The sequence below is a fragment of the Sphingomonas desiccabilis genome, from assembly GCF_004135605.1.
In the GTDB taxonomy this organism is placed as follows: Bacteria; Pseudomonadota; Alphaproteobacteria; order Sphingomonadales; family Sphingomonadaceae; genus Sphingomonas; species Sphingomonas desiccabilis.
Genome location: NZ_SDPT01000002.1, coordinates 382,697 through 399,006, shown reverse-complemented (window position 1 = coordinate 399,006; position 16,310 = coordinate 382,697). Strand labels below are relative to the sequence as shown.

19 protein-coding genes are annotated in these 16,310 nt (G+C 69.1%); 4 read left to right on the top strand and 15 right to left on the bottom strand.

The window, feature by feature from the left end; translation table 11 throughout:
- Positions 1 to 14: 14 nt before the first annotated feature.
- Positions 15 to 2,402, bottom strand: coding sequence for a ligase-associated DNA damage response DEXH box helicase (locus EO081_RS10055; RefSeq protein WP_375781664.1), 2,388 nt, complete (start codon positions 2,400 to 2,402; stop codon positions 15 to 17).
- A gap of 77 nt (positions 2,403 to 2,479) precedes the next feature.
- A complete protein-coding gene (locus EO081_RS10050; RefSeq protein WP_129341818.1) occupies positions 2,480 to 2,665 on the bottom strand; it encodes a hypothetical protein in 186 nt (61 codons plus the stop codon).
- 105 nt (positions 2,666 to 2,770) lie between these two features.
- Here EO081_RS10050 and EO081_RS10045 point away from each other — a divergent pair, with 105 nt between their 5' ends.
- The gene (locus tag EO081_RS10045; RefSeq protein WP_129341817.1) at positions 2,771 to 3,769 is read left to right on the top strand and encodes a ligase-associated DNA damage response exonuclease; all 999 of its coding nucleotides are present in this window, start codon (positions 2,771 to 2,773) and stop codon (positions 3,767 to 3,769) included.
- Here EO081_RS10045 and EO081_RS10040 read toward each other — a convergent pair.
- The 6 genes from EO081_RS10040 to EO081_RS10015 all read right to left on the bottom strand — a co-directional run bounded on the left by EO081_RS10040 (position 3,748) and on the right by EO081_RS10015 (position 9,472).
- Positions 3,748 to 5,100 (bottom strand): chloride channel protein, encoded by a 1,353-nt coding sequence (locus tag EO081_RS10040; protein ID WP_129341816.1) that lies wholly within the window; start codon positions 5,098 to 5,100, stop codon positions 3,748 to 3,750. The genes EO081_RS10045 and EO081_RS10040 overlap by 22 nt on opposite strands.
- 61 nt (positions 5,101 to 5,161) lie before the next feature.
- Entirely contained in the window at positions 5,162 to 6,661 is a 1,500-nt protein-coding gene (gene rpoN, locus EO081_RS10035) for an RNA polymerase factor sigma-54 (protein ID WP_129341815.1), read from the bottom strand.
- 77 nt (positions 6,662 to 6,738) lie between these two features.
- The gene (gene lptB / locus EO081_RS10030; RefSeq protein ID WP_125959099.1) at positions 6,739 to 7,521 is read right to left on the bottom strand and encodes an LPS export ABC transporter ATP-binding protein; all 783 of its coding nucleotides are present in this window, start codon (positions 7,519 to 7,521) and stop codon (positions 6,739 to 6,741) included.
- Positions 7,522 to 7,656: 135 nt separating this feature from the next.
- On the bottom strand, positions 7,657 to 8,199 hold the full coding sequence (locus EO081_RS10025; protein ID WP_129341814.1) for an LptA/OstA family protein: 543 nt from the start codon (positions 8,197 to 8,199) through the stop codon (positions 7,657 to 7,659).
- A gap of 5 nt (positions 8,200 to 8,204) precedes the next feature.
- Entirely contained in the window at positions 8,205 to 8,843 is a 639-nt protein-coding gene (lptC, locus tag EO081_RS10020; RefSeq protein WP_129341813.1) for an LPS export ABC transporter periplasmic protein LptC, read from the bottom strand.
- Positions 8,844 to 8,851: 8 nt separating this feature from the next.
- Positions 8,852 to 9,472: a ribonuclease D gene (locus EO081_RS10015; RefSeq protein ID WP_129341812.1), complete on the bottom strand. Its 621-nt coding sequence runs from the start codon at positions 9,470 to 9,472 to the stop codon at positions 8,852 to 8,854.
- Positions 9,473 to 9,814: 342 nt separating this feature from the next.
- Between EO081_RS10015 and EO081_RS17195 the strand changes: the two genes are divergently transcribed.
- Together EO081_RS17195 and EO081_RS10005 are read left to right on the top strand one after the other, a co-directional pair.
- On the top strand, positions 9,815 to 10,645 hold the full coding sequence (locus EO081_RS17195; RefSeq protein WP_129341811.1) for a cold-shock protein: 831 nt from the start codon (positions 9,815 to 9,817) through the stop codon (positions 10,643 to 10,645).
- A gap of 57 nt (positions 10,646 to 10,702) precedes the next feature.
- On the top strand, positions 10,703 to 11,503 hold the full coding sequence (locus tag EO081_RS10005; protein WP_129341810.1) for a glutaminyl-peptide cyclotransferase: 801 nt from the start codon (positions 10,703 to 10,705) through the stop codon (positions 11,501 to 11,503).
- Between the two features lie 10 nt (positions 11,504 to 11,513).
- Here EO081_RS10005 and EO081_RS10000 read toward each other — a convergent pair whose 3' ends face one another.
- The 6 genes from EO081_RS10000 to EO081_RS09975 all read right to left on the bottom strand — a co-directional run bounded on the left by EO081_RS10000 (position 11,514) and on the right by EO081_RS09975 (position 15,463).
- A complete protein-coding gene (locus EO081_RS10000) occupies positions 11,514 to 13,130 on the bottom strand; it encodes a cisplatin damage response ATP-dependent DNA ligase (RefSeq protein ID WP_129341809.1) in 1,617 nt (538 codons plus the stop codon).
- Positions 13,131 to 13,171: 41 nt separating this feature from the next.
- On the bottom strand, positions 13,172 to 13,675 hold the full coding sequence (locus EO081_RS09995; RefSeq protein WP_129341808.1) for a DUF6265 family protein: 504 nt from the start codon (positions 13,673 to 13,675) through the stop codon (positions 13,172 to 13,174).
- A gap of 51 nt (positions 13,676 to 13,726) precedes the next feature.
- Positions 13,727 to 13,912 carry a DUF1328 family protein gene (locus tag EO081_RS09990; RefSeq protein ID WP_125959106.1) on the bottom strand — a complete coding sequence of 62 codons (186 nt, stop codon included), beginning with the start codon at positions 13,910 to 13,912 and terminating at the stop codon, positions 13,727 to 13,729.
- A 73-nt stretch (positions 13,913 to 13,985) separates the two neighbouring features.
- Positions 13,986 to 14,483, bottom strand: a complete 498-nt coding sequence (locus EO081_RS09985; protein WP_129341807.1) for a Dps family protein — start codon at positions 14,481 to 14,483, stop codon at positions 13,986 to 13,988.
- An 84-nt stretch (positions 14,484 to 14,567) separates the two neighbouring features.
- Entirely contained in the window at positions 14,568 to 15,137 is a 570-nt protein-coding gene (locus EO081_RS09980; RefSeq protein WP_129341806.1) for a TMEM165/GDT1 family protein, read from the bottom strand.
- Positions 15,138 to 15,151: 14 nt separating this feature from the next.
- Entirely contained in the window at positions 15,152 to 15,463 is a 312-nt protein-coding gene (locus EO081_RS09975) for a hypothetical protein (protein WP_129341805.1), read from the bottom strand.
- A 217-nt stretch (positions 15,464 to 15,680) separates the two neighbouring features.
- Here EO081_RS09975 and rpmG point away from each other — a divergent pair, with 217 nt between their 5' ends.
- Positions 15,681 to 15,848: a 50S ribosomal protein L33 gene (gene rpmG / locus EO081_RS09970; protein WP_125959110.1), complete on the top strand. Its 168-nt coding sequence runs from the start codon at positions 15,681 to 15,683 to the stop codon at positions 15,846 to 15,848.
- A 31-nt stretch (positions 15,849 to 15,879) separates the two neighbouring features.
- On the opposite strand, the gene EO081_RS09965 is transcribed toward rpmG, so the two are convergent.
- Entirely contained in the window at positions 15,880 to 16,284 is a 405-nt protein-coding gene (locus EO081_RS09965) for a response regulator (protein ID WP_129341804.1), read from the bottom strand.
- Between the last annotated feature and the right edge of the window lie 26 nt (positions 16,285 to 16,310).

Sequence of the window (16,310 nt, the reverse complement as noted above, 5' to 3'; positions counted from 1 at the left end):
TCCGTCCAACCACGTCAGTCGAGCCGCATCGCCTCGGCCGCCATGGCTTCCGCCTCGGTCAGCAGCGCATCGTCGGCACTCCCCTGCGGCACATGCTCGCGGCCGATCAGCACCATGACCGGCACGGCGAGCGGGCTGATCCGTTCCAGCGGGACATGCAGCATCCGCGCCTGCGCGGTCTCCAGCAGCGTCGCGAGGCGGCCGACGTCGGTCATCCGCGCGCGGGCATCCTCCCAGGCGGCCTGGAGCAGCAGGTGGGTCGGCTCGTACTTGCGCAGCACGTCGTAGATGAGGTCCGTCGAGAAGGTGACCTGCTTGCCGGACTTGCGCTTGCCGGGATGCTGGCGCTCCACGAGACCACCGATAACCGCCACTTCCCGGAAGGCGCGCTTGAGCAGGTTCGAGCCCTGCACCCATTCGACGAACTCGTGCTCCAGGATGTCGGGCGAGAAGAGCGCGGCCGGATCGGTAATCGGCTCCAAGCCGTAGCAGGCGAGCGCATAATCGTTCGAGACGAAGCCGATGGGCTTGAGGCCCAGCGCCTCCATCCGCCGGGTGATGAGCATGCCGAGCGACTGGTGCGCGTTCCAGCCTTCGAAGCTGTAGGCGACCATGTAGTGCCTCCCCTCATGCGGGAAGGTCTCGATCAGCAACTGCCCCGGCTCCGGCAGGCGTGAGCGCCGCCCCTGGATCTCCAGCCATTCGCGCACGTCCGCCGGGAACCGGGGCCATTGCGCGCGGTCGTGCAGAAAGGTCCGTACCCGCTGCGCGAGGTTGGTCGAGAGCGCCATGCGGGTGCCCACATAGGTGGGGATGCGCGCAGGCCGGCTGGAGGCGCGCACGATCAGATCGGTGAGCTCGATCCGCTCCACCTCGAGGCTGAGCCCGGCAAAGAAGAAGGTGTCGCCGGTCGAGAGCGTGGAGGCGAAATACTCCTCGACGGTGCCAAGCTTGCGGCCGTTGCGGAAGCGCACGTCGAGTGTCGGCGCATCGACAATGATGCCGGCGTTCAGCCGATGCTGCTGCACGAAGCGCGGATGGCTGACCCGCCAGAGCCCGTCCGCCCCCTTGGTCAGCCGCTTGAACCGGTCATAGGCGCGCAGCGCATAGCCACCCTCGGCGATGTAGTGGAGCACGCGATCGAACGTCTCCGCGTCGAGCGCGGAATAGGGCAATGCTGCGCGGACCTCCTGCAGCATGTCCGCAGCATCGAAGGGCTCGGCACAGGCACAGGCCATCAGATGTTGTGCAAGCACGTCGAGGGCGCCCGGGCGGAACAGCTCCGTGTCAAGCTCGCCGGCCTCCACCGCATCCAGCGCCGCGCGCGCCTCCAGATACTCGAAGCGGTTGCCCGGCACGACGATGGCCTCGGAAGGCTCGTCGAGGCGGTGGTTCGCCCGGCCGATGCGCTGGAGCAGGCGCGACGAGCCCTTGGGCGCTCCCATCTGGATCACGCAATCGACGTTGCCCCAGTCGACGCCCAAGTCGAGGCTGGCGGTCGCGACCAGCGCGCGCAGCCGCCCGTCCGCCATCGCCTGCTCGACCTTGCGCCGCGCCTCCACCGCGAGGCTGCCGTGGTGGACACCGATCGGCAGGCTCCGCTCGTTCGACTTCCACAGATCCTGGAAGATCAGCTCGGCAAGGCTGCGCGTGTTGCAGAAGACGATGGTGGTGGCGTGCGCTTCGATCTGCGCCATTACCTGCGGCGCGGCATAGCGCCCGGAGTGGCCGGACCAGGGGATCCGCCCTTCCGGAAGCAGGATTTCGATGCGGGGATCGGCGCCGGGATCGCCTTGCACCAGCGTGACGGCGTCGATGTCGCCATCGGGAGCGAGCCAGGCGCGATAGTCGTCGGGGTCGGCGACGGTGGCGGAGAGCGCCACGCGCCGCAGCCCCGGGCTCAACCGCTGGAGCCGCGCCAGGCAAAGCGCCAGCAGGTCCCCGCGCTTGCCCGCAGCAAAGGCATGTACCTCATCGATCACGATCGTCCTGAGGCTAGCCAGCAGCCGATCTGCGTCGGGGTAGGACAGGAGCAGGCTCAGCGATTCGGGTGTCGTCAGCAGGATGTGCGGCGGCTTCACCCGCTGGCGCGCCTTTCGGTCGGAAGGGGTGTCGCCGGTCCGCGTCTCGACCCGGATGTCGAGCCCCATCTCCGCAATCGGGTTGAGCAGGTTGCGCTGGACGTCGACGGCGAGCGCCTTCAGCGGCGAGATGTAGAGCGTGTGCAGGCCGTCGCCGGGCGCATCGGCAAGCTCGGCAAGCGTGGGCAGGAAACCCGCGAGCGTCTTGCCCGCGCCGGTGGGCGCGACCAGCAGCGCGTGGCGCCCGGCCCTCGCGGCGGCGAGCATTTCCGCCTGATGCCGACGCGGCGACCATCCGCGGTCCGCAAACCAGCGGGAAATCTGGTTGGGAAGTTCGGGAATCGCAGCGGCCACGTCGCCGATGTGGCGATCCGGCACGCCCAACGGAAGGGATCGACTCAGCGCATGCGCTTTTCGCGATCGATCCGGTCCTGCTCCTCGTAGAGATCGGCGGTCGCGTGCTCGCTCTCCTGGTGCCGGCGCCGAGAAACACGGTTGTTGAGCACGGCCCAGATGATCACGCCCAGCAGGACGATCGGCCCCACGATCGTCAACAAGCCCCACAGACTGACTTCGTCCGCCATCGCTCGACCTCCTCTCCCGAAGAACCCTCCATCAACGACGGGACATGCGCTTCGATCCATTGCCCCCCGTGCGGCCGGAAATGGCGCTCGTGCGTTAGCCTCCCCATGCCTCGCCTCGCCGACTGGATCGAACCCAAGCCGCAGGGCATCTACCTGCCCCACGCCGACGCCTGGATCGACCCGTCCGTGCCGGTGCCGCGCGCGCTGGTGACCCATGGGCACGCGGACCATGCCCGCGGCGGGCACGAGACGGTGTGGGCGACGCCCGAGACGCTGGCGATCATGGACGCGCGCTACGGTACCCAGAACGGCCGCCCGGTCGCCTATGGCGAGACGGTCCGGCTGGGCGACATCCAGGTGTCCTATGTTCCCGCGGGCCATGTGCTCGGATCGGCGCAGATCCTGCTGGAGCATCGCGGCGAGCGCGTGGTGGTCTCGGGTGACTATAAGCGCCGACCGGATCCCACCTGCGCGCCGTTCGAGCCGGTCGCCTGCGACGTGTTCGTGACGGAGGCGACGTTCGGACTGCCCGTTTTCCGCCACCCGGAAACCCGCGACGAGATCGACAAGCTGCTTGCGGCCCTGCGTGCGGAGCCGGAGCGCTGCGTGCTGGTGGGAGCCTATGCCCTGGGCAAGGCACAGCGCGTGATCGCCGAGGCACGGGCGATGGGCTTCGACGATCCCATCTACGTCCACGGCGCGCTTCAGCGATTATGCGACCTCTATGCCGCGCACGGCGTCGAACTCGGCGAGCTGCGCCCCGCCACCGGCGCCACAAAGGCGGAGCTCGCCGGGCGGATCATCCTGGCCCCGCCGTCCGCGCTCAACGACCGCTGGTCGCGGCGCCTCCCCGATCCCATCTCGGCCATGGCCTCGGGATGGATGCGCGTGCGGCAGCGCGCCCGGCAGCGCAATGTCGAGCTGCCGCTGATCCTGTCCGACCATGCCGACTGGGACGAGCTGACCCGTACGATCGAGGAGATCGCTCCGCAGGAAGTGTGGGTGACGCACGGGCGCGAGGACGCGCTGGTCCACTGGTGCAGCATGCGCCAGATCCGCGCACGGGCGCTCGACCTGGTCGGCTATGAAGACGAGGACGACTGAGCCCCAGGGAACCGGGGCGCTCCCTCCGTCTCGGCAACGAACGGGCGTGCGAGGCCGTGGTACAGCCGTTCCTGGCAGACCCGCGCGCTCACCCAGTCGGCGATCAGCGCCGCCGCGAACATCGGCAGGATCAGGCCGCGCGCGGCGGTCGTCTCGCTGACGATGATGACGGCGGTGAAGGGCGCGCGAACGACGCCGACGAAATAGGCGACCATGCCGATCACCACCACCGCGCCCGGCGGCGAATAGGGAAATACGCCGGTCAGCAGGTTCCCGAAGCCCGCGCCGATGGCAAGCGAGGGCGCAAAGATCCCGCCGGGCGCCCCCGTCAAGGTGGTCGCGAGCGTCGCCATCAGCTTGGCGGGCCCGAACCAGGCCGACACCTCGCCGCCCTCGACCAGCGTGCGCGTGGCGCCATAGCCGGTTCCCCAGGTGGCACCGCTGGTCCCGACGCCCAGCGCCGCGACGACCAGTCCGCACAGGCCGGCGAACAGGACGGGCCGGGCTTTCAGCGCCCGGGCCCATCCCGCCCGCCCGTCGCTGAAGCCCAGCACGACCCGGGTGAACAGCCCGCCTGCAACACCGCCCAGCAGCCCGGCGAGCGGCGCCAGCAGCAGCACGCGATGCAGCTTCAGCGTCTGATGGACCGCGCCGAAATAGACATAGTCGCCGGCGATCCCCAGGCTGACCATGCCGGCGATCATCACCGCCCCCATCACCAGGATCGCGACCCGCTGCTCATAGGCCGCGGCGAGTTCCTCGATCGCGAAGGCGACCCCGGCCAGCGGCGTGTTGAACGCCGCGGCGACACCCGCGGCGCCACCGGCGATCAGCACGCCGGCGGTGATCGGCACGCGCAGCATGCGGTGCAGCGCGACCATGATCGCCGCACTCACCTGGACGCTCGGCCCCTCACGACCGACGGACGCCCCGAACAACAGCATGGTGACCGTCAGCACGAGCTTCTTGGCGGCCGTGCCGAGGGAGAGGAGTCGGGTCGTGACCTGCTCGTCCGCCGACCTGCCGGCCGCGATCACCTGGGGAATGCCGGAGCCGCGGGCATCCCGGGCCCAACGCCGCGTCGCCCACACGACAGCGGCGAAGGCGAGCGGCGTCGCCACGAGCGGCGCATAGGGCCAGCGCGCCACCGCATGCCCGAACACGTCCTGCGCCATGTCGCTCGCACGGGCGAAGGCAAGCGCCACCAGTCCCAGCAGGACCGCGCCCGCGGCGGTCGCGACTCGCCGCTTGAGGATCGGCCACTGATCGGAGGCGTTCCGCTGCGCGTGAAGGCGCAGCAGATGCCGCGCGCGGTCTGGGAAGAAGGGCATGCGTCGGTCTTTGGGCCGAATCGGGTGCGGCGGGAACCACGAACCCGACTCGACGCCGAGATTAGGCCCCCTGCAGCGCCTTTTGCCGGCGCCGCTGCACCGAGGAGCCGATCCCCATCGCCTCGCGGTATTTGGCGACGGTGCGCCGGGCGATGTCGAAGCCCTTGGCATTCAGCAGTTCGACCAGCGTGTCGTCGGACAGGATCTTGCGCGGATCCTCGGCGGCGATCAGCGTCTTGATCGCGTTCTTGACCGCGGCGGCCGACACCGCCTCGCCGCCGTCGGCAGCCTGGATCGCGGAGGTGAAAAAGTACTTCAGCTCGAACAGCCCGCGCGCACAGCTGAGATATTTGTTGGAGGTGACCCGGCTGACGGTCGATTCGTGCATCTCGATCGCCTCGGCCACTTGCCGCAAGGTGAGCGGCCGCAGGTGCGCCACACCCTTTCGAAAGAACCCTTCCTGCTGCTTCACGATCTCGGCCGCGACCTTGATGATGGTGCGTTGCCGCTGGTCGAGCGCCTTGACCAGCCAGTTGGCACTGGCGAGGCATTCGGAAAGCCAGGCGCGGGACGCCTTGTCCTGCCGCCCGCCCGAAAGCTCGACATAATAGGCGCGGTTGACGAGCAGCCGTGGCAGCGTGGCCCCGTTGATCTCCACGGCCCAACCGGCGCCCCGCGGCGCCACGAAGAGATCGGGCACCACCGCGGGAGCACGTTCCCCGCCGAACCGGCAGCCGGGCTTGGGATCATAGCCGCGCAGTTCGCGGATCATGTCCGCCAGGTCCTCGTCGTCGACTTCGCAGAGCCGGCGCAGTTGCGGCAGCGCGCCACGGGCGACCAGGTCCAGATTGGCGATCAGCCGGGCCATGCAGGGGTCGTAGCGATCCGCCTCCTTCGCCTGGAGCGCGAGGCACTCGGCCAGGCTGCGCGCGCCCACCCCGGTTGGATCAAAGGTCTGGATCGTCGCGAGCACCGCCTCGACCTCGGCCAGCGCCACGCCCAGCCGGTTGGCGACATCGAGCAGCGAGCCGGTGAGATAGCCGCACTCGTCGATCTGGTCGATCAGCTGCTGGGCGACGAACAACGCCGGTCCCGAAAGCATCGTTCCCGCCTGGGCGAGAAGATGATCGGCAAGCGAGGGTCCGTCCGCCTCCAGGCCATCAAAGTCCAGGCCGTCCTCGGACGGCGCCGCCGTGCCGGCCCCGCTGGAGCTCAGGCCGCCGTCCAGCCCCCCGATGGCGTCGCCGGGGCCGTCGTCGATGAATGCATCGGCCGCAAAGTCGATGTCGAGCGCCTCTCCGCTCGCCTCCCCCATCAGCACCAGTTCGTCGGCGCCCGCGGGCTCGTCGCGCACCACGGCCGCGTCGCTCGGGATCGAATCCTCCCCGACCGAATCGTCGCTGCCGCCGGATTCGAGCAGCGGGTTACGCTCGATCTCCTCGGCGATGACGCCTTCGATCTCCAGGTTCGACAGCGCGAGGAGCCGGATCGCCTGCTGGAGCTGCGGCGTCATCACCAGCGACTGCGACTGGCGAAGATCGAGGCGCGGGCCCAACGACATCAGCCCCGCCTCCCGCAAACGCCTTCAGCGTGCCGGTGCCCTTCGCGCTGCGGGAGGCGACCGGCGCGCGCCATGGGTCAGAGCGAGAAGCTCTCGCCCAGGTACAGGCGGCGGACGTTGGCGTCGGCCACCAGTTCCTCGGGCGAGCCGGTGAACAGCACCCGGCCATCGTAGATGATGTACGCGCGATCGACGATGTCGAGCGTTTCGCGGACATTGTGGTCGGTGATCAGCACGCCGATCCCCCGCTGCTTGAGCTGGCCGACCAGATCGCGAATGTCCGCGATCGAGATCGGGTCGATGCCCGCGAACGGCTCGTCGAGCAGCATGATCGAGGGATCGGCCGCCAGCGCCCGCGCGATCTCCGCGCGGCGGCGCTCGCCGCCGGACAGTGCCATCGCCGGTGCGTCCCGCAGGCGCGTGAGGCCGAACTCGTCGAGCAACTGGTCGAGCCGTTGGCCGCGTGCCTTTGGATCCGGCTCGGCAAGCTCGAGCACCGCGAGGATGTTCTTCTCGACCGTCAGGCCGCGGAAGATCGAGGTTTCCTGCGGCAGATAGCCGAGCCCCAGGATCGCGCGGCGGTACATCGGCAGGCTGGTGATGTCGTCGCCGTCGAGCATGATGCGCCCGGCGTCCGGCTTCACCAGGCCCATGACCGAGTAGAAGCTGGTGGTCTTGCCCGCGCCATTGGGACCGAGCAGCCCGACGACCTCCCCGCGGCCGACCGACATGGAGACGTCGGACAGCACCACCCGCTTGTCGTAGGACTTGGCGATCGACACCACCGACAGGCCGTGCGCCATCGTCGGCTCCGCATGGGGTGCCGTGGTCGGGCTGGCTAGGGTGGTCACATCGTCCATCTGAGGCTCCGTGCTGGCGCGGCGGAGGTCGATGCCCCGAACGCACGTGCAGCTGGCAAAGTTCGTGCATGATTCGCGCGCGGAGGGAAAGGGGGCACGATCGCTCGGCGCCCCCCGGCTCCGCCGGACCGTGCGTCAGTCGCGCTTGGGTACCGAGAAGCGCCCGCTCACCCGGCCGCCCTGCTGCGTGACCCCGCCGCCGGGCGCGGTGCTGCTCGCCACGCCCGAACCGTCGATGGTGGCGCGCCCGGTGTCGAGATCGATCGAGAGCCGGCCGCCGTTGAGCCGGTTGGTGCCCTGCGTCAGCGAGACGTTGCCGATCATCGTCACCACGCGCCGGTTGACGTCATAGACGGCGAAGTTGGACTTGGCGGTCTGGTCCGGCCGAGTGACGGTCACTCCGCCGGCGGCGTCGAGCCGCGACGCCTGCGGCGATCCCGACGTCACCTGGCCCGTGTAGGAAACCGTCACCCGGTTGGCCGTCAGCGTCATCGTCGCCTGCCGGATCGTCACGCCCCCGGTCAGAATCGCCCGGTTGGCACGATCCTGCAGCTCGATCGACTGGGCGCTGAAATCGATCGGCGCGTTCGAGTCGTGGCGTACCTGCCCGAGAGCAGCGTGCGCGGCGAGCAGCCCGAGAGGCGCGGCGACGAGCAGGAGGTGCGGAACACGTATCATAGCGCCTACTTCGTTCGCCCGGGCTGGATGCGCAAGCGGGCATTGCCGTCGAGCCGCACGGTGCGCGCCTCCAGGTCGGCCGAAAGCCGGTCGCCGCTGAAGGTTCCAAGCGGCGTGGTGCCGTCCGCCGCGCCCCCGCTGCGCAGCTTGCGCGTCTTCAGGTCCACGGTCGCATCGCGGGTGTCGAGCCGGTACCCGTCCGCGGCGCGGAACGCGATCGGACCGTCGATCGCGACCTGCTCGCTGTCGAGATCGTAGCGCCCATGATCGGCGTTCAGCCGAGCTGGCCCGTCCTTCAGCTGGATTTCGGCCGCAAGCTTGTCGAGCTGGACGATCGGCTCCGACGAGCTTTTCTGCACCGCCGAGCCCGCGGTCAGCGCGAAGGGCTGCCCCTTGGCATCGGCACCCGTGTACCGGGCCGTCTGGAGCCGCAGCCGCTCTTTGGCGACCTCGACCTTGTTCTTGTCGAGCACGAAGCTGACGTCCCCGCGCATGAACAGCGGGGCGAGCACCAGGAATGCCGCCAGCACGCCGATCGCGACCGGCAGTGCGACCAGCGACAGCCGGATCAGCCGGTCGTGGCGCCCGCCGGGGAGCGCCCAATGCTGGCGGTGCGTGCGTTCGCGGCGGGCGATCTCCGACATGCTGCGGCTTACATGTGCGCGAAGATGTCGACTTCCGGCCAGCCGGCGAGGTCCAGCTCAGCGCGGTGCGGCAGGAAGTCGAAGCAGGCCGTCGCAAGGGCGCTCCGCCCTTCACGAGCGAGGCGGCGGTCGAGCTCCTCGCGCATCGCGTGGAGATAGCGCACGTCGGACGCCGCATATTCCTTCTGCGCGTCGCTGAGCACCGGAGCGCCCCAGTCCGACGACTGCTGCGCCTTGGAGATTTCCTGGCCCAGCAGCTCGCGCACCAGTTCCTTCAGGCCGTGGCGATCGGTGTAGGTCCGCACCAGGCGCGACGCGGTCTTGGTGCAATAGACCGGCGCGGCCACGGTCTCCAGATAGTGGCGGATCGCCGCCAGGTCGAAGCGGGCGAAGTGATAGAGCTTGACGCGATCCGGATCGCCCAGGACGGCGCGCAGGTTGGGCGCCGCATAGTCGCTGCCGGGCGCGAAGCGGACGAGATGCTCGTCGCCGCGCCCGTCCGAAATCTGCACGACGCAGAGCCGGTCGCGGTGGGTATGCAAGCCCATGGTCTCGGTGTCGACGGCGAGGTCGGCGCCCGGTGCGAACAGGTCGGCGGGCAGATCTTCTTCGTGCAGGTATACAGCCATGCCAGACGCCTAGACGCTTCGGAGAGCAGGCTCAATGCCCGTGCAGCCTGGCTCGGCCGGCTTCCCGCGGAGGCGGCGTCCGGCGAGTCGCGGCGCGAGTCGCGCCGGAGCGGCACCGTCGATCGCCTCGGAAGACGCCAAAGCTGTGCCGTCTTCGCCACGGTTGTGGCAGGATCGCGCGTCGCCTGCCGCAAAATTGTCGAAAACATTTCCGGCTAGAGGCGTTTAGGCTATGGTGGCTTCGTGGCGCATCTGCCTGTGCGCCCAGAGACCTGCGTCATTCGTCCGGCGCTTGGGTTCTGATGGTGAGGATTTGGGCGAGCCGGGAAGACGAACAGGGCAATGAGTTTCGATCGAGGGCGCCGCGGAGATCGCGGCGGGCGCGGCAAGGACAAGCGCGACAGTTTTGGTGACGAGAGCTACGGCGGCTACAGCGATCGCGGTTTCGGCGGTGGCGGCGGCTACGGCGGCGGCGGTGATCGCTTCGGCGGTGGCGGCGGCTACGGTGGCGGCGGCGATCGCTTCGGCGGTGGCGGCTACGGCGGCGGCGGCGGCGATCGCTTCGGCGGTGGCGGCGGCTTCGGCGGCGGCGGCGGCGGCTTCCGTGGTGGCGGCGGCGGCGGTGGCCGCGGCATGCCCCCGCAGGTCGTCGGCGAAGCCACGGGCGTCGTGAAGTTCTTCAACGGACAGAAGGGCTTCGGCTTCATCGTCCGTGACGATGGCGGCGAGGACGTGTTCGTGCACATCTCCGCAGTCGAGCAGGCAGGCCTGACCGGCCTTGCCGAGGGTCAGCCGCTCGGCTTCACCCTGGTCGATCGCGGCGGTCGTATCTCGGCCACCGAGCTGAAGATCGACGGCGAGCCGATGCCGGTCACCGAAGGCGGCAGCGCGGCACCGCGCGACCGTGATGCCGGCCCGCGCGGCGGCGGCATGGGCGGTCCGCAGCGTCAGCTGACCGGCGAGCGTGCGTCGGGGACGGTCAAGTTCTTCAACGCGATGAAGGGCTTCGGCTTCATTCAGCGCGACGACGGGCAGCCGGACGCGTTCGTGCACATCTCGGCCGTCGAGCGCGCGGGCATGCCCACGCTGAACGAGGGCGACAAGCTCGAGTTCGAGCTCGAGGTGGATCGGCGCGGCAAGTATGCCGCGGTGAACCTCCAGCCCAAGGGCTGATCTCGGATGCCGTCCGGCCGCACGTCGGCCAGGCGGTTCCCCAACCGTGTCGCCGCGATGGTCCTTGCCATCGCGGCGACGCTGGTTTCGGGCGCCCCTGCCCCCGTTGCCGCGACCGGGCAGGTCGCCCCGCCGGCGGCTGCGCCCTCCCCAGCACCCGTTTATCCGATCACGGCGCGAATCGTCGCGCGCTATCCGCATGATCCCAGCGCCTTCACCGAAGGCCTGCTGTGGCACGATGGCGCCCTGTACGAGAGCATCGGCCTGGAAGGCCGCTCGGAAATCCGTCGCGTACGGCTGGAAGATGGCCGGGTCCTCGCCCGTGCGGTGCTGCCCGCGGACCAGTTCGGCGAAGGGCTGGCGCTGTGGGAAGATAGCCTCGTCAGCCTCACCTGGACCACGGGCCTTGCCCATCGCTGGGACGCGAAGACCCTCAAGCGCACCGGCAGTTTTCGCTACACGGGTGAAGGCTGGGGGCTGGCGAGCGACGGAAGCGCGCTGATCCAGTCGGACGGCTCGCCGACGCTGCGCTTCCGGGACCCGAAGAGTTTTGCGGTCCGGCGCGAGCTGACCGTCACGGCGAACGGTCGCCCCTTGCGTAACCTCAACGAGCTCGAGGTGGTCGACGGCGCCATCTTCGCCAATGTGTGGCATCGCGACTATCTGGTTCGTATCAACCCGGCGAGTGGTGCGGTGACCGGTCTGGTGGACCTGTCCGCCCTGGCGACAGAGGTCGCCGCAACCGATCCGGAGGCGGTTCCGAACGGCATCGCCTGGGACCCGGTGAAGCGCCGGCTGTTCGTGACCGGCAAGCTCTGGCCGACCTTGTTCGAGATCGCGCTCGAACCGACGCCTTAGCCGGGCCTCCCTAGGTCGCCATTCCGAGCAGCGTCTCGATCCGGTCCGCTTCGGCGGCCGGCTTGTCGCGCCGGATGCGGGCGATGCGGGGAAAGCGCATCGCCAGGCCGGACTTGTGGCGGCGCGACGCGTGGATCGAATCGAACGCCACCTCCAGCACCAGCGTCTTCTCGACCTCGCGGACGGGGCCGAAGCGCTGGACGGTGTTGGTGCGCACGAACCGATCGAGCCACTTCAGTTCCTCGTCGGTGAATCCCGAGTAGGCCTTGCCGACCGGCAACAGTTCGCCGCCCTCGGCGGGGTCGCCGGTCCAGCAGCCAAAGGTGTAGTCCGAGTAGAAGGACGACCTCTTCCCGTTGCCGCGCTGGGCATACATCATCACGCAGTCCGCAGTCAGGGGATCGCGCTTCCATTTGTACCAGAGGCCCACCCGGCGCCCGGCAACATAGGGGCTGTCGCGCCGCTTGAGCATCACGCCTTCGATCGCGGCGTCGCGCGCGCCCTCGCGGATCGCCTCCAATGCCGAGAAATCCGGCGCTTCGATCAGCCGGGAGACGTCGAACCGCTCCGGGTCCAGGCCCTTGGCGAACTGCTCCAAGGCGGCGCGCCGCTCGCTCCAGGGAAGCGCGCGCAGGTCGCGGGAGCCGTCGAACAGGATGTCGTAGAGGCGGACGAAGGCGGGATAGTCGACCAGCATCCGCTTCGACACCGTCTTGCGCCCCAGTCGCTGCTGGAGCGCGTTGAAGCTGGCCGCCCCCTCGGCCTCGCCCAGGGCATGGCCCTGCGCCTCGCCCTTCACCAGCAGTTCGCCGTCGAGCACCCCCGGGCTCGCATAGGCGGCCGCGACCTCCGGGAAGCTGGCGGTGATGTCGTCCCCGGCCCGACTGTAGAGCCGGGTCTCGCCGCCGGCGTGCACCAGTTGCACGCGGATCCCGTCCCACTTCCATTCCGCGGCATATTCGGCGAGGTCGACGCGGCCGTCCTCCAGTGGATGGGCGAGCATGAACGGGCGGAACACGGGCAGATTGGCGCTGTCGGGCTGCGGCGCCTGCCCCTCGGCCCAGGCGAACAGCGGCGCATAAGGCGGGACCAGGCCATGCCAGACCTCTTCCACCGCCTCGACGTCGAGGCCGAAGGCTTGCGCGAGCGCCGTCTTCGCGAGCCGCGCCGAAACGCCGGCACGGAGCCCGCCGGTCGCAAGCTTGAGCAACGCGAAGCGCTCGTCCGAATCGAGCTGGTCGAGCATGGCGGCCAGGACGGCAGGCGCGTCGCTTCGCGACAGGGCGGCAAGCGTGTCCACCACCTGCGCCAGCGATAGCGGCTCCGCCTCGCGCGCCGCAGGAGAGCCGGCCGGCGGCTCCGGCCACAGCAGCGCGACCGTTTCGGCCGTGTCGCCGACGAAGTCGCGGCTCATCCCGAACAGCACCGGGTCCACCCGCGCCTCGATCATCTGACGGATGATCGCGGGCTTCACTGCCGGGAGGTCGAGATCGCCGGTAAGCGCCGCAATCGCCCAGCCCCGGTCCGGGTCCGGCGTGGTCCGCAGGTAATCGCCGATCAGGCGGAGCTTGGCATTGCGCGACCGGGTATAGATCAACCGGTCGAGCAGGTCGGCGAACGCACGCATGCCCGATCAACCCGTCGGCGGCACGCTTGGTTGCGTGGGCCTCAGCGGACCCGCCGATAGCGGAACGGCACCTCGCGCGCCGATGCGCCTTCCTCGGCGATGCGCACCCAGACGGTGAGTGCATCCGGCCCCTCGCGGACCAACGTCAGCCCGTCGAAGAAGAAGCGGTTGCCTTCCACGGCGATCAGCGGGAACTCCACCGCCTTGCCGCCCTTCGCGTCTTCCCACCCGGTCAGATCCGCGTTGAAGTGGCGGAGTCGATAGACCAGCGATTGTCCACGCGGAACGATCTGCAGCAGCTCATAGAACAGCACGGCGCCCTTGCCGTCTTCCTGCAGGAAGTGGCCGGCGATGCCGCCGGCCTGCGGCGCCGAGTAGACCTCGGTCGCCGGCCCCCCATAGCCCTCGCCATGCCATTGGCCGGTCAGCCAGGAGAGGTCCGCGATCCGCGCCTGCGGCGGCGGCGCGCCAGGGGTCGAGGTTCGCGTCTGCGACTCGCCGGCGAATGCCAGCAGCAGCCCCGCAACAATGCCCGTCAGCGCCACAACGACTCCCCCCGCCAGCCCAGCCGACGGGAGGATAATCGGGCCGGAAGGCTAGTCTATCGCTTTCTTGATGCCGCGCCCTGCGAGCAGGCCCAGCACGAGCAGCACCACGAAGATCGCGACGGCGATGAAGAACAGGATCTTGGCGATGTCGACGAACGCGCCGCCGATCCCACCGAAGCCCAGCACCCCGAGCACCAGTCCCGCGATCAGAAAGATGATGGCCCAACGCAGCATGACAGTTCTCCACTAGCCCCGTGCGTCAACCGAGCGGGGCAGCCGATCGTTCCGTCGGCCACCCCCCGACGGGTCAGCTCCTGCGGCCGGCCTCGAACAGGAACCAGGCCCGCTCCTCGGCCTGGTCGATCCACTCGTCGGCCAGGCTGCTGGTGGCGGTGTCGCCTGCGGCTTCCGCCGCTTCGCGCGCGGCACGCATCGATTCGACCAGCTTGAGATTGTCGTCGCGCAGAATCGTCAGCATCTCGCCCGGCGCCACGAAGTCGCGGTCGTCGTCGGTCAGTTGCTGGCGACGCGCGATGTCGCCGATCGAGCGCAGGGTGGTGCCGCCCGTCTTGCGCACCCGCTCTGCGATGATGTCGGTGATGGCGAGGATTTGCGTGGCCTGCTCGTCGAGCATCAGGTGATAGTCGCGAAAGTGCGGACCCGAGACGTGCCAGTGGAAGTTCTTGGTCTTCAGATACAGCGCGAAACAGTCGGCGAGCGTACCGTTCAGCGCGTCCGCGACGGAGCGGACCTTGTTGCTGTTCAGGTCTGTGGGCGTGTCGAGCGCCGGGTTCGTGTCGGCCATGGAGTCCTCCAGGTGATGATTCGCTACGGCAACGAACTTTGCCCTGAATCGCTCCCGTTCAAGGGCAAAGGCGAAAGAGCTTCTCTAGCCGAGGCGCAATGCCCGCACGGCGAGCACCGCGCCGACCACCACCAGCAGCCCCGATACGCCCAGGCCGGCGGCTCGCCGCCCCGGCCAGCGACACCAGGCGCGCTCTCCGACAGTCGCCGCGATGGCGCCCACCGCGACCGCCGCGATCGTGCTCCCGATCGCGGCCAGCAGGGGGCTCCCGCTCCAGGCGGCAAGGGCAAGGGCCAGAAACTGACTGCGGTCCCCGAACGCGAGGATGAAGATCCCCAGGAATGCGGTTGCGAAACTCCCGATGCGCCAGTTCGTCAGCCGATCGGCGAGCTTCGTCCGGGCCAGACCGCCCGCACCTGCGAACATCAGGGCGAGGGCGAGGAGCAACGCCTGCGCGTTGGGGCTCATTCCCGGCGCGATCAGCGCACCTCCGGCCGCCGCCGCGAGGAACCCTGCCGCATGGGCCAGGACCAGTCCGGCCGTCACGCCCGCCCCTCTTCCGAAGCGGTCCGCGAGCACGGCAGCAAGGCGTGCGGGCGGATCGAAGACCTGCGCGAGCAGCACCGCGACAAAGGCGGGGACCAGTGTCTCCATCCGCAGCCCGGCCCTCAGCCGGCGAGACGCACCGAACAGGCGGCGGCGTAGACCGAGCTCGAGTCGCCCTGCTCCCGCTGCGCCAGTGCATCCTCGAGAATGACCACGAGCCCCTGCAGCAACGCACCGCGCTCGCCGCGCGCCAGCGCCGAGTCGATCGCCCGGATCACCGGCGCCGCCGCGACGAGCCCCTGCGCGGCAGCGAGACGGCGGATGCCCTCGACCTCTGCCGCCAGAGGTCCGACCGGCGCGCGGCCGCTGGCGCGGCGCAACGCGGCCAGACCGCTTTCGAACTCGACGGGGGCGCCTACAACTGCCTCGATCATCGCTTGGGCCCTCTCCTTGGCTTGCCGCGGGATGGTGCCATCCTCGCGTGAAAGAACGATGAAACAGCAAGGGTGGAGCAGGCAAGCCGCGTGTTTGCCTTGACATCGGCGGGCAGGTGACGCATGCGGCCCAGCCTGTGGGCGGCCGCGGTTTGCGCGCGCCGCTTTTCGTTTTTTCAACGCTGTCCGGTACCGCGAACCGAAGGATTTCAGGGTCATGGCAAAGCCGACCACCGTCAAGATCAAGCTCGTCAGCACGGCCGATACCGGCTTCTTCTATGTCACCAAGAAGAACCCGCGCACCCAGACCGAGAAGTTCAGCTTCCGCAAGTACGACCCGATCGTGCGCAAGCACGTCGAGTTCAAGGAAGCCAAGATCAAGTAATCGGTTGCCGCTCCGCGCCAGCGGAGCGGTCTCAGCCGGCCAGCGCCGCGTCCGCCGATTCGTCGGCCTGACGCGGCAGCAGCGCCCGCACCTCCCCGACGAAGCGCACCACCGAGATCGGCTTGGTGACATAGGCATTCGCGCCCGCCGCGCGAATCCGCTCCTCGTCCTCACGCCCCACATAGGCGGTCACCGCCATGATCGGGATGTGCCGGAGCTTCGCATCCAGCTTCAGACGCCCGATCAGTTCCAGGCCCGTCATGTGCGGCAGCTGGATGTCGGTGATGATCAGGTCGGGCGCGAACGCGCGCGCGCGCGCCACCGCTTCCCGCCCGTCGCGGACCGGCTCGGTCACGAACCCATGGACCCGCAGCAGGTCGCAAAACAGCTTCAGATTGAGTTCGTTGTCCTCGACAACGAGTACCCTTTTTGTCACGTCCAAGACCCGATTGTTGATCCCCG